At 73.1% G+C, this 16960-nt stretch carries 14 protein-coding genes; 4 read left to right on the plus strand and 10 right to left on the minus strand.

The window, feature by feature from the left end:
- Positions 1-117 precede the first annotated feature (117 nt).
- From ACZ4NT_RS03545 to ACZ4NT_RS03565, 5 genes are all read right to left on the minus strand, one after another.
- Positions 118-288, minus strand: coding sequence for a hypothetical protein (locus ACZ4NT_RS03545; protein WP_183117244.1), 171 nt, complete (start codon positions 286-288; stop codon positions 118-120).
- Positions 289-545: 257 nt separating this feature from the next.
- Entirely contained in the window at positions 546-1388 is an 843-nt protein-coding gene (locus ACZ4NT_RS03550; RefSeq protein ID WP_121409189.1) for a YihY/virulence factor BrkB family protein, read from the minus strand.
- A gap of 120 nt (positions 1389-1508) precedes the next feature.
- Complete coding sequence (locus ACZ4NT_RS03555; RefSeq protein WP_467723559.1) at positions 1509-2714, minus strand: cysteine desulfurase-like protein; 1206 nt, start codon at positions 2712-2714, stop codon at positions 1509-1511.
- Positions 2715-2990: 276 nt separating this feature from the next.
- A complete protein-coding gene (locus ACZ4NT_RS03560) occupies positions 2991-5228 on the minus strand; it encodes an MMPL family transporter (protein WP_467723120.1) in 2238 nt (745 codons plus the stop codon).
- A gap of 61 nt (positions 5229-5289) precedes the next feature.
- Entirely contained in the window at positions 5290-6165 is an 876-nt protein-coding gene (locus ACZ4NT_RS03565; RefSeq protein ID WP_183117245.1) for an alpha/beta fold hydrolase, read from the minus strand.
- Positions 6166-6426: 261 nt separating this feature from the next.
- On the opposite strand from ACZ4NT_RS03565, the gene ACZ4NT_RS03570 reads away from it, so the two are divergent.
- Entirely contained in the window at positions 6427-7242 is an 816-nt protein-coding gene (locus ACZ4NT_RS03570; RefSeq protein WP_467723122.1) for an ABC transporter ATP-binding protein, read from the plus strand.
- Positions 7243-7330: 88 nt separating this feature from the next.
- Here the strand turns inward: ACZ4NT_RS03570 and ACZ4NT_RS03575 are convergent, their stop codons facing one another.
- Entirely contained in the window at positions 7331-8635 is a 1305-nt protein-coding gene (locus ACZ4NT_RS03575) for a phytase (RefSeq protein WP_467723124.1), read from the minus strand.
- A gap of 249 nt (positions 8636-8884) precedes the next feature.
- Entirely contained in the window at positions 8885-10420 is a 1536-nt protein-coding gene (locus ACZ4NT_RS03580; protein WP_467723561.1) for an AMP-binding protein, read from the minus strand.
- A 184-nt stretch (positions 10421-10604) separates the two neighbouring features.
- Between ACZ4NT_RS03580 and ACZ4NT_RS03585 the strand changes: the two genes are divergently transcribed.
- Both ACZ4NT_RS03585 and ACZ4NT_RS03590 read left to right on the plus strand, forming a co-directional pair.
- Positions 10605-11537: a carbohydrate kinase family protein gene (locus ACZ4NT_RS03585; protein ID WP_467723126.1), complete on the plus strand. Its 933-nt coding sequence runs from the start codon at positions 10605-10607 to the stop codon at positions 11535-11537.
- Between the two features lie 261 nt (positions 11538-11798).
- Positions 11799-12080, plus strand: a complete 282-nt coding sequence (locus ACZ4NT_RS03590; RefSeq protein WP_121409194.1) for a hypothetical protein — start codon at positions 11799-11801, stop codon at positions 12078-12080.
- A gap of 61 nt (positions 12081-12141) precedes the next feature.
- Here ACZ4NT_RS03590 and ACZ4NT_RS03595 read toward each other — a convergent pair whose 3' ends face one another.
- Together ACZ4NT_RS03595 and ACZ4NT_RS03600 are read right to left on the minus strand one after the other, a co-directional pair.
- Positions 12142-12960: a methyltransferase domain-containing protein gene (locus ACZ4NT_RS03595; RefSeq protein WP_467723128.1), complete on the minus strand. Its 819-nt coding sequence runs from the start codon at positions 12958-12960 to the stop codon at positions 12142-12144.
- 92 nt (positions 12961-13052) lie between these two features.
- On the minus strand, positions 13053-13400 hold the full coding sequence (locus ACZ4NT_RS03600) for a VOC family protein (protein WP_467723130.1): 348 nt from the start codon (positions 13398-13400) through the stop codon (positions 13053-13055).
- Positions 13401-13672: 272 nt separating this feature from the next.
- Between ACZ4NT_RS03600 and ACZ4NT_RS03605 the strand changes: the two genes are divergently transcribed.
- Positions 13673-14509 carry a universal stress protein gene (locus tag ACZ4NT_RS03605; protein ID WP_467723132.1) on the plus strand — a complete coding sequence of 279 codons (837 nt, stop codon included), beginning with the start codon at positions 13673-13675 and terminating at the stop codon, positions 14507-14509.
- Between the two features lie 4 nt (positions 14510-14513).
- Here ACZ4NT_RS03605 and ACZ4NT_RS03610 read toward each other — a convergent pair whose 3' ends face one another.
- Complete coding sequence (locus ACZ4NT_RS03610) at positions 14514-16940, minus strand: glycoside hydrolase family 65 protein (protein WP_467723563.1); 2427 nt, start codon at positions 16938-16940, stop codon at positions 14514-14516.
- Positions 16941-16960: the final 20 nt, after the last annotated feature.

Below are 16960 nucleotides of genomic sequence, written 5' to 3' on the forward strand. Positions count from 1 at the left end.
CGCGGTTTGCAGTGGACCTGGTGGGTGTGTGGGGGACAAGGGGGTTTGCAAAAACATGGCCCCCCCCGAAAGAAGGGGGGGTTCCCCCCCCCCCCCCCCCCCCCCCGTTCCGCCGCATCACCGTCTGCGGCTGGACCAGCCGCTGCCGATGCCGGCGACGTGGAGGGCGAGCAGCGCAAGCCCGATGAGCATGAAGTTGGTCGAGGTGAACACGTCGTTCGTCGATATGTCGGCCGCGTTGATCAGGAACGCGATGAAGAACAGGACCGCCGCCACGATGCCGAGCATGGAATCTCCTTTGTCGATGTGGTGAAGACCGGATGCCCCCAAGTCGACGCCCGACACGGGCTCGTGGGGCAGAGCTCGGGAACGGGCTTCCGGAATGCGCTCGTACGCGCCCGTGAGCGCGGTCCGCGCCGGGCGGCACGAGCCCGCGGGAGGGAGTGCGCGTGCGTGAGGGAGCGCGCCGTTCGGCCACGCCGGGCAGGGGCCACACCGTGAACAGGCGATCCGTGTGCGGGTGTACGGCACCGTGGCCGCCGCCCTCACGGCATCCGGCTGACCTCCACCGCGAACTGAGCCCCGGCCAGCAAGGCGAGGTGGGACACCCACAGCCAGATGAGGAAGACGACGACACCCGCCAGGGAGCCGTAGAGGCGCCCGTAGCCGCCGACGCCGGAGGCGTAGAACGAGAATCCGGCGGAGGCGATCAGCCACAGCACCGCCGCCACCACTCCCCCGGGCAGCGCGTGCCGCCGCTGCCGGGCCACCGGGGGCCCGCTGCGGAAGAGCACCACGACCAGCAGTGCCACCAGACACACCAGCGCGGGCCACCGCAGCAGGAACCAGGTGGCCTCGCCGGTCCGCCCCGCGCCGCTGCGCTCGGCGAGCCCCTCGGCGAGCGGCCCGGTGAGCACCAGGGCGAACGCGCTCGCCACCAGCAGGGTGAGCAGAGCCAGGGCGGTCAGCACGATCCGGTGGATCCTGCGCCAGAGGGGCCGCTGGTCCGGGATGCCGTGCATGGTGTGCAGCGCGCGCCGGAAGACGGCGAGGTAGCTGGAGGCGGACCACAGCGAGGCGATGCCGCCCGCCACCACCACCGTCAGGGCGGCGGAGCGTTCGTCCGCCATGTGCCGCAACGCGCCGTGCAGTTGGGCGCCGGACTCCGCGGGGGCCCACGCCGTGACGTGCTCGATGAGCCGGTCCGTCAGGTCCGGACCGACCAGGCCGATGAGCGAGACGGTCACCAGCAGCGCGGGCACCAGGGCGAGCACGGCGTAGTACGTCAGCGCCGCCGCCCAGTCCGAGACGTTGTCGTTCCACATGGCCGCGGGCACCTTGCGCAGGGCGGTCGGCCAGACCGCCCTCGCCCGCGTCCATGCCGGCATCTGTGTCGCGCTCGTGCGCAGAGTCACGCGTCCTCCTGTGGGTGCACCGCTGGGATGCTGGTACCCCCGATTACCGCCTGCGGGCGGTCGCGGCCCTCACGACTTCGGCCGGCCTCCCCCTCACGACCCGAGGAAGTCGCTCAGCCCCTCCAGGAGGCGGTCGACGTCTCCCGTGTCGCTGTACGGCGACAGGCCGATGCGCAGGCCGCCCGCCTCGCCCAGCCCCAGGTGGCGCGACGCCTCCAGCGCGTAGAAGGACCCGGCGGGCGCGTGGACGCCCACTCCCGCGAGGAAGCGGTACGCGTCCGCGGGGCGCCGGCCGTCGAAGGTGACGAGCAGGGTCGGCGTCCGGTCGGCGGCCCGGGAGTGGAGGGTGACGCCCTCCAGCCGCGCGAGCCCGTCCTCCGTCCGCCGCCGCAGCGCCGTCTCGTGCACCTCCACGGCGTCGAACGCGGCCCGCAGTCGCTCCCGTCGCGTGCCCGTGGTGGCGGGAGCGAGCCCCGCGAGGACGTCGACGGCGGCGCGCGTGCCGGCGAGGACCTCGTAGGGCAGGGTGCCCAGCTCGAAACGCTCGGGGACCACGTCCGTGGAGGGCAGGAGCTTGTCCGGGCGCAGGGTCTCCAGCAGGCCCGGACGGGCGGCGAGCACTCCGTGGTGCGGGCCGAAGAACTTGTAGGGCGAGCAGACGTAGAAGTCCGCGCCCAGTTCCGTGACGTCCACGAAGTCGTGGGCGGCGTGGTGGACGCCGTCGACGTACAGGAGCGCGCCGGCCGCGTGGGCCAGGCGGGAGATCTCCGCGACGGCCGGACGGGTGCCGATCAGGTTGGAGGCCGCCGTGACCGCCACGAGCCGGGTCCGCTCGGAGAGCAGGTCGCCGACGGCGGACGCGGGCAGTTCGCCGGTGGCGGGATCGAAGTCGGCCCACCGCACCACGGCACCGGCGCGCTCCGCGGCCTGGATCCACGGGCGGATGTTGGCGTCGTGGTCCAGGCGGCTGACCACGACCTCGTCGCCCGGTTCCCAGGTCGCGGCCAGCATGCGGGCGAAGTCGTACGTCAGGTGCGTGGCACTGCGCCCGTGAACGATCCCGGAGGACTCGGCACCCAGCAGGTCCGCCATGGACTGCCGGAACTCCCGCACGGCCGTCTCGGCGTTCACCTCACCGGGCACGGTGGTCCCGCGGATCGACAGGGGACGCGCGAGCGCGTCGGCGATGGCGGTGATCACCGCGGTGGGGGTCTGGGTGCCGCCGGGTCCGTCGAAGTGCGCGGTGCCGGCGCTCAGGGCGGGGAACTGCGCACGCAGTGCGTCGACGTCGTACGTCACCAGGGACTCCTCACGGGACGGGGCCGCGATGCCGCGACCGACCGCCGCCCGGCGGTGGGTGCGGCCCCGTCCGACGGTGGCGAACGGCTGCGGCCATGAGCTGCGTTCGATCATCGCAGGGCGCCGGGAGAGGTCCGTGACCGAGGTCCGTCGGCACGGCGGCGAAGCCGAGGCCCCTCGGGATTGCCGTACGTCGGGAAGGAACGGCGAAGGCCTCCCCGGGGGCGACGGGGCCCGTCCGCCGGGCCGTCCGTCTCCGGTCGGCGGGGCCGCCCGTCAGCCGTGTTCGCCCTCCGCGTCGATGTGCGGCAGCACCCGGTCCAGCCAGCGCGGCGTCCACCAGGCGCGGCTGCCCAGGAGTGTCATCACGGCCGGCACCAGCAGCAGCCTGACCACGGTCGCGTCGATCAGCACGCTCACGGCCAGCCCGAGACCGAGCATCTTGACCACGATGTTGTCGCTGACGATGAACGCGGCGAAGACACTCACCATGATCAGCGCAGCGCACGTGATGACGCGGGCGGTGATCTCCAGGGCGTGCGCCACGCTCGCCCCCGCGTCCCCGGTGCGCAGCCAGGCCTCGTGGACGCGCGAGAGCAGGAAGATCTCGTAGTCCATGCTCAGTCCGAAGATGATCGCGAACATCATCATGGGCACGTAGCTCTCGATGGGCACCGTGCCCGACACGCCCAGCGCGGGGCCGCCCCAGCCCCACTGGAAGACGGCGACGACGACGCCGTAGGAGGCGGCGATGGACAGCACGTTGAGGACGGCCGCCTTGACCGCGACCAGCAGGCCGCGGAAGACGACGAGGATGACGAGGAAGGCCAGCGCGACCACGACGGCGATGATCAGAGCGAGGCGGCTCGCGACGATGTCCCGGAAGTCGACCTGGGCGGCGGTGGTTCCGGTGACGTAGCCCTTGGCCTTGGTCCCGGACACGGCCTGCGGCAGGGTGTCGTCGACCAGCCGGTTCGTCAGGTCGGTGGTCACCGAACTCTGCGGCGCCTCCTTGGAGAACACGGTGCCGACCAGGACGTCGCCGTCCTTGGTGGCCGTCAGCTTCGTGGTCGTGGCCGCGCCCTGGACGTCGTCGAGCGACTTCTGCGCCTGCGACGCCAGTGCCGAGCGCTGGTCGCCGGGTACGTCCGTCTGGTCGATGACGATGGTGAGCGGCCCGTTGGAGCCGGGCCCGAAGGCCTGCGCCATGGTGTCGAAGGCGCGTCGGTCGGTGAAGGACTTCGGGTCCGCGCCGTCGCCGATGTGGCCGAGCTGGATGGACAGCAGGGGGATGGCCAGCACGAGCACCACGAGGGTGCCGCCGGCCAGGAACCACCAGGGGCGCCGGTGCACCCGCTCGGCGTAGCGGTGCCAGGTGCCCTGGGCCGGCTCCCCCTCGGCGGCCTCGGTCTCCGCGACGGGGTGGCGCACCCGGAAGCGGTCGATGTTGCGGCCGATGAGCCCGAGCAGGGCCGGGACGAGGGTCAGGGCGCCCAAGACCGCCGAGACGACGGTGACGGCCGCCGCGACCCCGAGTTTGGCGATGAAGCCGACGCCGGACACGGAGAGTCCGGCGAGGGCGATGATCACGGTGCAGCCGGAGACGAGGACGGCCCGGCCGCTCGTGGCGGTGGCCCGCCCCGCGGCGTGGACGGGGTCGGCGCCGTCCATGAGGATCTGCCGATGACGGGTGATCAGGAAGAGGGCGTAGTCGATGCCCACGCCCAGGCCGATCATGGTGGCCAGTGTCGGCGACACCGTGGCGAAGGTGAAGGCGGCGGCCAGCAGTCCGAGGCAGGCCAGGCCTCCGACCACGCTGATCAGGGCGGTCAGCAGGGGGATGCCGGCCGCCAGGACACTGCCGAAGCCCACCAGCAGGACGACGATCGCGACCGCGAACCCGATCAGTTCGCTGATCCGGTCGTCGGGTGCCGGTCTGGCCAGCTCACCGAGCGGTCCGCCGTAGTCGACGCCGACGCCCGCCGCCCGCAGGGGCTGGACGGCGCTGTCGACGCCATGCAGGTACGAGTCCCCGAGGGTCGACGGCTGGACGTCGAAACGGACGGTGATGTAGGCGGTCTTGCCGTCGCCGGACAGCGGGCCCACGTTCTGCTGGGACGTGGGGGGCGGGGTGGAGCCGGGGGGCGGGAGCGGGTTCTGCGCCGACAGCACGTGGGGCAGCTTCTCCAGGGCCGTGACGGTCTGGCCCATCGGTGAACTCAGCGACGTCAGCGGCGTCTTCGTGTCGCGCAGGACGATCTGGCTGCTGTAGCCGCCGGCCGCCGGGTCGTGTTCCTGGAGTACGTCCAGGCCTTCCTGCGACTGCACGCCGGACAGCGAGAAATTGTCCGAGTACTCTCCGCCGAACGAGCGATCGGCCACCTGCAGGGCGACGACGGCGACCAGCCAGGCCACGATGACGACGGCGAAGTGCCGGGCGCACCACGCTCCCAACCGATGCAGCCTCCCGGCCCGTGCCCCGGTGTCCTCTGCGGTGGAACGGGTGGCGGGCATGGGCTGCTCCCCTGAGAAGACGCCGTCGACTCATTCATTACACGTCGACCTGATCATGACGTCATCCGGAGTCCGGGCCGCCGCTTCCCGGCCTCCCGCCGTCCGGCGGAACCCCGCCGGACGGGCCGGGGGGCATGACCCGGACGGCGAAACCGGCCAGGTCCTGGACGACGCGCTCGGGCTGCTCCCAGTACAGGAGGTGGCCGGAGCCCTCGTGGACCACCAGCGTCGAACCGAGAATCGAGTCCAGGACCACTTGCTGGTCGGCACGGGGAAGGTAGGCGTCCTGGTCGCCCCAGAGCAGCAGGGTCGGTACGAGGATGCCCCGGAGGGTGGCCGCCAGGTCCGTCTCCAGCAGTCCGCGCAGGGTCTCGCGCCAGACCCGCGCGGGTGGCTTGAGGCACTCCTCGGTCATCGTCGCCATGAGTCCGCGTCCGACGGGACGGGCGACCATGCCGCCCAGCAGGTCCTCGACGAAGGAGCGCGGCACCGGGTCCCGCAGTTCCCGGACCGTCTCCCACAGCCGCGCGGCGCCCGGCTTGTCGTCGAGCGTGGCCGGCACGCCCATCAGCACCAGCCCCGCGACGCGGTCCGGGTGGCTGCCCGCGACCATCCGCGCGGGGACACCGCCGCTCGACGCGCCGACCAGGACCGCGCGGTCGATCCCGACGGCGTCGAGGAACAGGACGAGGTCGCGGGCAAAGTCCTCCGGGAGGTAGCCGTCCTCGGGCCGCTCGGCGTCTCCGTGTCCCCGTTGGGTGGGGGCGAAGGCGTGCAGGGCGGCGGGGAGCTGCCTGAGCAGGGGTTCGAACGTCCACCAGGAGTCCCCCACACCGTGCACCAGGACGACGGGGATTCCCTCGGGACGGCCTGCCTCGGCATAGGGCAGCAGGGGCCCTCCCGCCAGCTGCGCGGACTTCACCGCAAGGGTGTTCACGGCGGCCTCCTGACGTCCGGTGGGCCCCCTCGTCCGCGGGCCGGGCGGGCGCGCGAAGATCACGTCCATCGTAGCGACGGGTGGGGGGAGGCGCCCGCCGTGCTCTTCCCGGCGCCGGAAGCGGCCTCCGTCCGGAGAGCGGGCACTCCGACAAGTGCATGCAGGACACAGCTACCCTCTGCGGCGGGGATTCCACCCGCGGGGGCTGCCGCTCGCCGGCCGCCGTGGACGACCGCTGGAACATGACGGGGAGGCCGGACGGTGCGTGCGGAGAAGACGGACGGCGGGCGGATCGTCGCCGCCCTCGACGGGGTGAGCGTCCGCCGTCTCACCACGGACCAGGCCATCCTCGACGGCATCGACTGGCAGGTGCGCTCCGGGGAGCACTGGGCGCTGCTCGGAGCGAACGGTGCCGGCAAGACCACCCTGCTGCGGCTGATCGGCGCTGCGATGCATCCCACCGCCGGCACCGTCGAGGTGCTGGGGCACCGCCTCGGGCGGGTCGACGTGCGCGCACTGCGCGCCCGCATCGGCCTGGTGTCCATGGCGCAGCGCGTACCGCAGGACGCCACGGGGCTGACCGTGGTGCTCACCGGGCACAGCGGCACGGTGCAGCCGCTGTGGCGGACCTACGACGCCGGGGTCCGCGACCGGGCGCATGCGCTGCTGGCCGAGCTGGAGGTCAAGGAACTCGCCGAGCGCCCCTACGGGGTGTGCTCCGGAGGGCAGCGGGCGCGCCTCCTCATCGCCCGAGCGCTCATGGCCGACCCCGCGTTGCTGCTCCTCGACGAGCCGTTCAACGCGCTGGATCTGCCCTCCCGCGAGGACCTGATCGACTCGATGCACCGGCTCGCCGCCGGCCGCCCCGAGCTCGCCACGATCACCGTCACCCACCATCTGGAGGAGCTGTCCCCCGCGATCGGGCACGCCCTTCTGCTGCGCGAGGGGCGGCTCCAGGCGTCCGGCCCGGTCGCCGACGTACTGACCGGAGCCATGATGACGGCCTGTTTCGGCCGGCCGATCGAGGTGGGCCGCCACGGCGGACGCTGGACGGCGCGCTCGGGCCGGGCGGTCTGACGAACGGCGCCGGTCCGGACGCGGAGCGTCCTACGGACGACGCCGGTCCGGACCGGGGTGCCCGACGGACGACGGTCCGGACCGGGTCTCAGTCGTCGAGGCTGTCCTCGACCCTGCCGAGGTCGACGAACTTGAACCCGGTGGCCTCGCGTTCGCCGTCGGCCGGCGTCTCCTCACCGTCCTGGACGACCAGCAGGCCGTTCGGGTACTTCGAGCCGAGGGACGCGTTGAGCACGGCGGCGCCGTCGCACTGCTCGGAGCCGTCGAGCCGAGCCGAGGCCGCGGTGACCCGGAAGCCGCCCTCGTACTCGTTGTCGTCACTCACCTCGCGGTCGTAGGCGGCGAAGGTGTTGTCGCCCTGGCTCGACGCGAGGAGATGGCCGTCGCCGCCGGACTCGGTCAGCAGCGTCAGACCCTCGACGTCCGCGGCCAGGTGCTTGCCGCCGAAACCGGGGTCGGCGCCGGCCGCGCACTCCTCGGTCGCCTCGTCGTAGGTGCCGGGTACGCCGTACTCGCGGACCTTCTCGACGAGGACCGGGGTTCCGGTGAGGTCGGCGGGCACACGCCAGATGCCGACGTCCTCCTGACCCGCGTACAGCGTGCCGTCGGCGGGGTCCACGACCATGCCCTCGACCTGGGGCAGTTCCCCGGGCTCCGCGCAGGGCGACCAGGAGGTGCCGTCGGGCAGCCGGAAGGACGACGGCAGGTCCAGGGTGCGCACCGTGCGGTAGCCGACGGTGCCGCCCGCCTTCGGGGTGAGTTCCAGCAGGGCGACGGAGGTGCGCTCCCGGCGGCTGACGAGGGCGTAGGAGCGCCCGGTCCTGCGGTCGGTCCAGGTGGCCAGGCCGTACGCCGTCCGCTGGTCGTTGATCTCGGCCTGGTCGGCGGAGAACACGGGCGGGGCGTCCGGGTCGGTGACGTCGCGGAGGGGACCGCCGGGCGCGTCGCGGTCGATGCGGTAGAACCGGAGCCGGTCGTGTCCGCGGTCGCTGGTGACGGCGATGTCGGCGCGGCCGGAGGAGAGCTTCAGGCCGTGGACGAGGTCGACGTTGTTGAAGCGCCCCGGGGCGTCGTCGGGTGACTGCGCCGGGGGCGCGGCGATGGACTGCACGACGCGGGCATCGAGGTCGTAGACGCGCAGCCCGCCCTGTTTGGCGGTGGCGATGACCAGACTTCGGGCCGGCCGGGCGTCGTTGCGCCAGATGGCGGGGTCGTCGGCGTTGGCGTCGCCCCCGGCCTCGTCGTCGTAGAGCGCGGGTGTCTCCGCCGTCGGCTTGATCGCGGGCAGCGTGCCCCCGCCGGCGTCCGCCTGGGCGGGCAGGGTCGCGCCGAAGGCGACGAACACGGTGGACAGGGCGAGGAAGACCGGACGGATGGGCCGGGACCTGGTCACGCGACAACTCCCTATCGTCAAGAGCATGACAGCCGAGGAGACTCGACTTCGCGATCTTGGAAGCGGGCGGCTGCCCCCGGGCGTCACCCGGGGCAAAGTGGGCATGTACACAACGTGAAGGTACCGCCGCGGACCGTGGGGCGGGAGGGCGAAGCCCGCCGACCGGTCCGGCGCGCGGCCGACCCGGCACGCGGCCGGCGGCGGGCTCGCGAACGCCGGGCCGGGACGTCGACTCCCGCTCCGGTCACGTCAGTTGACCCCGCGTTCGCGCCCCTTCCAGTACGGCTCACGCAGCTTGTACTTCTGCAGCTTGCCGGTCGCCGTACGGGCGAGCTCACCGCGGAACTCCACGGAGGTGGGCGCCTTGTACCCGGCAAGGCGCTCCTTGCAGTGGGCGATCAGCTCCTCCTCCGTCGCCCGGGCGTCGGGGGCGAGAACCACCAGCGCCTTGATGGTCTCGCCCCACCTCTCGTGCGGCACACCGATGACCGCGACCTCGGCGACGGCGGGATGGCTGAAGAGGGCGTCCTCCACCTCGATCGAGGAGACGTTCTCCCCACCGGTGATGATCACGTCCTTCTTGCGGTCGCTGATCGCCAGATGGCCGTCCTCGCCGATCGACCCGCCGTCCCCGGTGTGGAACCAGCCGCCGGCCAGTGCCTGCGCGGTCTCCTCGGGCTGCTCCCAGTAGCCCTCCAGGACCACGTTCGAGCGGGCGAGGATCTCACCCTCGTCGTCCGTGCGGAGGGTGACGCCCAGCGCGGGAGCACCGGCCCGCACCAGCTTCTCGGCACGCTCCTGGGTGTCCAGGCCGTCCCACTCGGCGCGGGAGCGGTTGATCGTGAGCAGCGGTGAGGTCTCGGTGAGACCGTAGATCTGGATGAACTCCCAGCCCAGCTCGGCCTCCACGCGGGCGACCGTCTTCGTGGGCGGCGGCGCTCCGGCGACGATGATCCGCACCCGGTCCCGGCCGGGGATCTCGCCGTCCCAGGACCGGGCGGCGGCGAGCACCGCGTTGACGACCGCGGGGGCCGCGCACATCACCGTCACCCCGTGCTCGGCGACCCGGCGCAGGATCTCGGCCCCGTCCACCTTGCGCAGCACGATCTGCGGCACGCCCAGGGCCGCCATCGCGAACGGCATCCCCCAACCGTTGGCGTGGAACATCGGCAGCGTGTGCAGATAGACGTCCCGGTCCGTGACGCCGGCGTGCAGCGCGAAGGTGACCGCGTTGACCCAGATGTTGCGATGGGTGATCTGCACGCCCTTGGGCCGGGCCGTCGTACCGCTGGTGTAGTTGATGGTGGCGGTGGCGTTCTCGTCCGCCTGCCAGGGCTTGGGCTCGGTGCCGAACCGGTAGAGCTCCGCATCGGACTCGGCGCCGAGGACGAACCGGTGCTTGCAGTCCACCCCGGCGAGACGGTCGGTCAGTTCGGGGTCGACGAGGAGCACGCTCGCGCCGGAGTGGTCGACGATGTAGCCCACCTCCTCCGCCGTGAGCCGGAAGTTGACCGGGACCAGCACCCGGCCGTGTCCGCCGACACCGAAGAACGAGGTGAGCAGCCGCGCGCTGTTGGGCGAGACCACCGCCACCCGTGCCCCGTGCGGGACGCCCAGCGCGTCCAGCCCGGCGGCCTGGGCCCGCGCCAGCTCCCCGACGCGTCGGTACGTCAGTCCGTCCCACGGCTTCGCCGGCTGGTCCGGTTCGTCGACGATGCCGGTCCGGTCGGCGTACACGGTGGTGGCGCGGTCCAGAAAATCACGGGCCCCGAAGGGGACGATCATCATGGCCTCCCGTAGTGCGGACGGTGTACAGGTTCTATCCGGCCACGGCTCGTGCGTCCCGACAACCCCGCGCAGTCGTCCTTCGACTCCGCCCACAGTGCCGCGCGATCGGCCATGCCGACGCCGAGGGCCCCGGGCGACGCCCGCCATACTGGGGCCCGGCGGGGAGCGGAGAGGCGGATCGGTGAGGCAACAGCAGGCGGGATACGACGTGTTGGTGGTCGGCGGCAGCGGGGTGGACACCGTCGTCCGCGTCGACTCCCTGCCGGTGCCCCTGGCGGACTCGGTCCATGTCGGCCCGATCGCGGAATGGCCCGGCCACACGGGCAGCAACGTGGCACTGGGCACCCGGGCGCTCGGCCTGGAGGTGGGCTTCCTCGACTGCATCGGCGACGACCGGACCGGCGCACTGGTACGCGAGCGCCTCGCCGAGGGGGACGTCGACTTCTTCCCACTGATCTCGCCCGCCGGCACCCGCCGCGCGGTGAACCTGGTCGACGCCACCGGCCGGCGGATGTCCTTCTACGACTCCCGCGACCCGGAGGACCTGCGGATGCCGCGGGACTTCTACCTCCCCCGCCTGCGGCACACCCGCCACGTCCATCTGTCCATCATGAACTTCACCCGCTTCCTGTACGACGACATCGAGGACCTGGGCGTCCCCGTCTCCACCGACCTGCACGACTGGGACGGGCTGGCCGACCACCACCGGGATTTCGCGCTCCGCTCCGACCTCGTCTTCCTCAGTGCGGCGGGCGCCGGAGCGGGCACCCCGGCGCTCATGCGGGAGATCCTGCGTGCCGGTCGCGCCCACACCGTCGTCGCCACGGCCGGTGCAGAGGGCTCCTACGTCCTGACCCGGGACGGCGGTACCGGCCCGCACCATGTGCCGGCCGTCGCCCCGCCGACGCCGGTGGTGGACTCCAACGGCGCGGGAGACGCGTACGTCAGCGGCTTCCTCTACGGCTGGCTCGCCGGCCGGGACGTGCTGGGCTGCGCCCGGCTGGGTGCGGTGGCGGGCGCGTACGCCTGCACCGCTCCCGGGTCCACCGCCCTCATCGGCAGGGAGGCTCTCCTCGCGGCGGAAGGGACGGCGCACCGGGCGCACGGCGCCTGAGCCGACTCCCCGGGCGGCCGGGCGGCCGGGCCGGAGAACGGACCTCCAACGCTGCGAGGCGGACAACCTCCGCGTTCGACCGGCTGGCGGCCCGTCCCGTGTGCCCGGCCGTTTCCGGGGAGCAAACCCGCGAGGCGCGGCCACGGCGATCCCGGAGGGGCCGTCCGGCGCATGCAGGGGCACGGGCACCCTGATGACACCGCGCGAACGCACCACGTGTCGCGGCGGGCCTTTGCGATCGCGCGCCTAAGATCCGTCGCTGTGGCAGACACCTTCGACGAACTGGTCGAGAAGCAGCAGGTAGCCGACGAGGCGCACGCGAAGGTCCTGGAGCTGCGGGACAGCTTCGGGGCCCCCACGCAGCAGGGAGGCTGGACGGCTCGGCAGACGGAGACGTACGAGACCGCGTGGCGCGCCTGGCGCGACCTCACCCGGGACGTGCAGGCCGCGGCGGCCGAGTACGCCAAGGCCACGGGCCAGGAACGCACGGAGGTCGAGGCGGCCGTGCAGCGCCGCGCGGGCACGCCCGAAGCGCCTCGTTAGGGCCTGCCGGTCGGTCCGTCCGCGCCGCCCCGGGGCGGTGCGGACGCTGGCCCGCGGCCGGTCAGGCCGGACGGTGGGCGGCGACCGCGAACATCGTCACGGACATGTGCAGGGCTCCCCGTTCGGCGGCCTCGCCGAGGTCGGCGTACAACCGGTCCCGCTGGACCTCGGTGATCAGTTCACGGCGCACGGCCGACTCGGCGAGCATGCGGATCAGGGGCCACGCCACCGTCGTGTGGTCCTGGAGCAGTGCCTGTGACCCGCGGTCGTCGATCACCAGTCCCGCGGCGGAGAGCCATGCGAGGAGACGGCGTCCGGCATACGGGGCGGCGGCCGCGGCGAGCGCCCCGGAGGTCAGTGCCGCGACGGTGTCGGGGTCACCGGGATACAGGAGCGTGGTCGCCCAGTCGGTGTCCAGCAGGACGACCCGGCCGCCGGGCCGCAGGACGCGGGCGAACTCGTCGACCGCCCGCTGGGGCTCCGAGAGGTGCTGGAGCACGCGCTCGCACCAGACGACGTCCACCGAGGCGTCGCCGGCCTCCAGTTCCGAGGCGTCGCCGTCGGTGAACCGGGCGGTGCTCCCGGCCGCCGCGGCCCGCTGTTCGGCGACCGTGCGCAGCCCCGGGTTGGGCTCGATGCCGACCGCGTCTCCGTCCGCGGTCACCGCCGAGGCCAGCGCCCGTGTCTGCGGTCCGGTGCCGCAACCGACGTCCAGGGCGCGCTCGCCGGGCCGCGCCGCCACCGCCGCGTGGGCCCACGCGCGCAGCCGGCGCACCCCGTCACTGGCGTCCTGGGCGTCCAGCGCCGAGACCAGCCGGGCCACCGCCGCCGTGTCGATGTTTCCGGCGTGGAAGTGTGAGGTCGGTCGGATGTCCCCCATGACGCCACTCTAGTTGTCGCCGGGGCGCGGGGCCCTGTCACGGCTGTCCGGGCCGAACGACATCCCCCGAGAGGGGTCGTTCGGATCACCCCCTAGGCCACCGGGTTCTCGATGAGGGTGACCCGGTTGCCGTCGGGGTCGTGGACGGCGGCGAACCGGACCCGAGCGCCGCCCGGCTGGATGTCGCCGGCCGTGATGCCGCGTCCGGCGAGGTCCGCCAGCGCTTTGTCGAGGTCGTCGACCACCAGGTTCAGCAGGGTGCCTCCGGCGTGCTCGGGAGACCGGAAGACCTGGAGCCAGGCCGAGGGGGACATGTGCCAGTCGGCGAGTCCCGGCATCGGACGCGTGTCGGCGGGGCGGCCGAGCAGCCGCTCGTACCAGGCGACCGCCGACTCGATGTCCGTCACCGGGGCGACCGCGAGAACGTGTGTGAAGGCCATGAGCGGTCCTCTTCTCTTCGGGACAGGCGGTTCTTCCGCGTTCCCTCATAGGACTCCCGGCGCCCCGGAAAGTCATCGGCCCGGCCCGGCCCGGCCGCGGCCATCGGCACCTCGCCGGGCCGGGCCCGTCGGCGGCCCCGGTGACCACGCGCCGGACGCGCCCGCCCGCGGGGCCGCCCGGCCCGCCCGTGGTCCGTCCGGCCCATGGGAACGGGCGGCCGTACCGGAGACCCTGGGTGCGAGGCTTCCGTCTGCCTGGAGGGTGAACTGCCATGGGGCATGGGATCGTTGTCGGGGTCGACGGCTCGGCGCGCAGCCGCGCGGCGGTCGACTGGGCGGTCGGCGAGGCGCTGCTGAGCCGTCGGCCCCTCCGCCTCGTGCACGTCGCGCCGGCACCGGGTGAGGACGTGCCGGCCACCTGGCCCGACCTCCTCGGCCGTACGCCGGGCCGGTGGGCGGAGCAGCTGACGGAACTCCACCCGGAGCTGCGCGTGGAAGGCGCCGGCCGGACGGGGGCCGTCGTGCCCACGCTGCGGTCGCTCGCCGCCGGGGCCGACCTGACGGTGCTCGGGACGCGCGGTGCGGGAGGCTTCGCCGGGCTCGCCGTCGGCTCCGTGGCGCACGACGTCGCCGCGTCGGCGGCCGGTCCCGTGGTGCTGGTGCCCGACGGCGCGGCTCGCCCCTGGGGTGTGCGGCGGTACCACCGGGTGACGGTAGGAGTCGATGCCCGGGACCCGGCCGGCGCAGCGGTGGCCTTCGCCTTCGAGGCGGCGGAGCGGCGCCGCGCCCGGTTGCGGGCGGTCCACGCGTGGCGGTTCCCCTCCCCCGGCGCCGAGGGGATGCCCTATGCGGTGCCGGAGGAGGACTGGGGCGCCTGGGAGGACCAGGAGAGCCAACTGCTGTCGGACGCGCTGCGGCCGTGGCGGGAGAAGCATCCGTCCGTGGACGTGCAGCCGGACGTCCGGCTGAAGACGCCGGCGGCCGCCCTCGTGGAGGCCTCGGCCGCCGCCGGGCTGCTGGTGGTGGGCCGCCGCGGCACCGCCCTCGGTGCGGTGCTGTACGCCGTGCTGACGCACACCGCGTGCCCGGTGGCCGTGGTCCCGTCGTGAGCGGTCAGCGGTGGTCCGGCAGGAAGAGGGTGCAGGACTCCCCCGGAGCCAGGGACACGGTCCGGTCCGCCAGGGCGATGTCGATCGGATCCTCGTCGGAGTCCGGCACGGAGATCTCCAGCTTGCCCGCGCTGAGCAGCAGCCGTACGCCCCAGTGGCCCCGGTAGCGGACGGAGAAGCCGTACTCGGACAGCTCCGGCAGCGGCACGGGGTCGAGCCGCAGGGCGCCGCCGCGGGTCTCCAGTCCGGTCAGACCGCGCTGCACGAGGTCCAGGGTGCCGGCCATGGCACCCAGGTGGATGCCCTCGCCGGTGGTGCCGCCCTGCAGGTCGGCGATGTCCCCGGCCAGCGCCTCGTGCACGTAGGTCCACGCGTCGGCGCGCCGGGCACGGGCCAGCACCCAGCCGTGCACCAGGCTGCTCAGCGTCGAGCCGTGGCTGGTGCGGTGCAGGTAGTGCTCGACGGTGCGCTGCCAGAGGCCGTCGTCCAGGTCGTACCCGAGCCTGCCGAACAGCTCGCGCAGTTCCGCGGGCGAGAACAGGTAGCCCAGCATCAGCACGTCGGCCTGCTTGGACGCCTGGTAGCGGTTGACGGTGTCGTCCTCCGCCTCCAGGATCCGGTCGAGCCGTCTGATGTCGCCGTAACGGGCCCGGTAGGCCGCCCAGTCGAGCTCCTGGAGCGCCCCGTAGCCCTCGAACTGGCTGATGACCCCGGCGTGGAAGGGGACGTACAGCTTCCGGGAGATGTCCTCCCAGGCGTCGAACTCGCCGTCGTCGAAGGCCGTGCGCTCGAAGAGGTCGCGGCGGCGGGGTTCCGGCAGCCCGCGCAGGACGTCCAGGGTCCGGGTGAGTACCCAGGCCGCCGTGACGTTGGTGTAGGCGTTGTCGTCCAGGCCGGGCAGCGAGGCGCCGGGGTAGCCGTCGTGGTACTCGTCGGGGCCGACGACGCCGCGGATGCGGTACCTGCCCAGGGTGCTGTCGTACGTCGCGAAGCCGGCCCAGAAGCGGGCGATCTGCGTCAGCATCTCGGCGCCCCTGGTGTGCAGGAACTCCGTGTCCCCGGTGGCCTCGCAGTACTGCCACACGTTGTAGGCGACGGCCGAGCCGACGTGGTGCTGGAGCCGGGAGTAGTCCGGCAGCCAGCGCCCGGAGCGCGGGTTGAGGTGCAGTTGCTGCGTCTCCTCCCGTCCGTCGCTTCCGCTCTGCCACGGGTACATCGCGCCGGTGTGCCCGGCGTCGCGGGCCGCGAGCCGGGCCTTTTCCAGGCGCCGGTGGCGATAGCCGAGCAGGGCTCTGGACACCTCGGGGAAGTGCAGGTTGAGGTAGGGCAGCACGAACAGCTCGTCCCAGAAGACGTGTCCCCGGTAGGCCTCCCCGTGCAGTCCGCGGGCCGGCACGCCGACGTCCAGGTCGGCGGTGTGCGGGGACAGGGTCTGCAGCACGTGGAACAGGTGCAGCCGCAGGACGGGCCCGGCGCTGTTCGGCACGTCCAGTTCGGCGTTGCGCCACAGCTGGCTCCAGGCCGTGCGGTGCGAGGCCAGCAGCGCTTCGAAGGAGGGGGCCCGGCCGACCCGGTCAAGGGCGGCGTGCAGGGGATCGCTGATCGCGGAGTCACGCGAGGTGTGCAGGGCGACCGTCTTGTCCACGGTCACCGTGGAGCCGTCGGTCAGGGGGATCCTCAGCAGCTGCGCCGCCCGTCCCCGCCCGTGGGCGGCACTGCTCGCGACGGGCGTGTCCACGAGGGTGCGTGCCGCGAGGCCGATCCGCACCTCCGAGGTGCTGGTACGACAGGACAGCCAGACCCTGTCGGACCCCGACGCCCCCGTGTGCAGATGGGTGAGGTGCCGCGAGGCCAGTGAACGGTAGCGGTCGACACCGTTGTTGGCGACCGTCCCGTCCAGCGCCGACTCGACCTCCACCTCCCCGGACCAGCCGTGCGCGGTCAACTCGGTGCGCAGCGCCGCCACATGAGGGTCCGCCATGTGGACGAGGCGTACCTGCCGCACGACGAGGGACCGGCCCTCCTCGTCCTCGTAGCGCACGGTCCGCTCCAGGGTGCCGGAGCTCAGGTCGAGGGCCTGGCGGTGGTCGAGGACGGGGTGGGAGTCCGGCGTGAGCCAGGTCCCGGAGCCGGTGCGGAAGCGCAGCGGCAGCCAGTTGGGCAGGTTGACCATGTCCTCGTTCTCGACCTGGTGTCCCGCCACGTCCGAGGTGAGCCGGTTGTAGCACCCGGCCGCGTAGGTGCCCGGGTAGTGCACGGCGTCCGCCGCGCATTCGGGGGCCGCACCCCTGGTCGCGAAGTAGCCGTTCCCGAGCGTGCACAGCGACTCGCGCAACCGCTCGTCCGCCGGTTCGTACCCCTCGTACTCCCAGATCCAGTGATGTGCCCGCACGCCTGCCGTGCCCCCGAGCGCGGGAGGTACGGCAGGCATGTCGATCCCATCGGCACTCA

It is taken from the genome of Streptomyces sp. NPDC026417, from assembly GCF_055567695.1.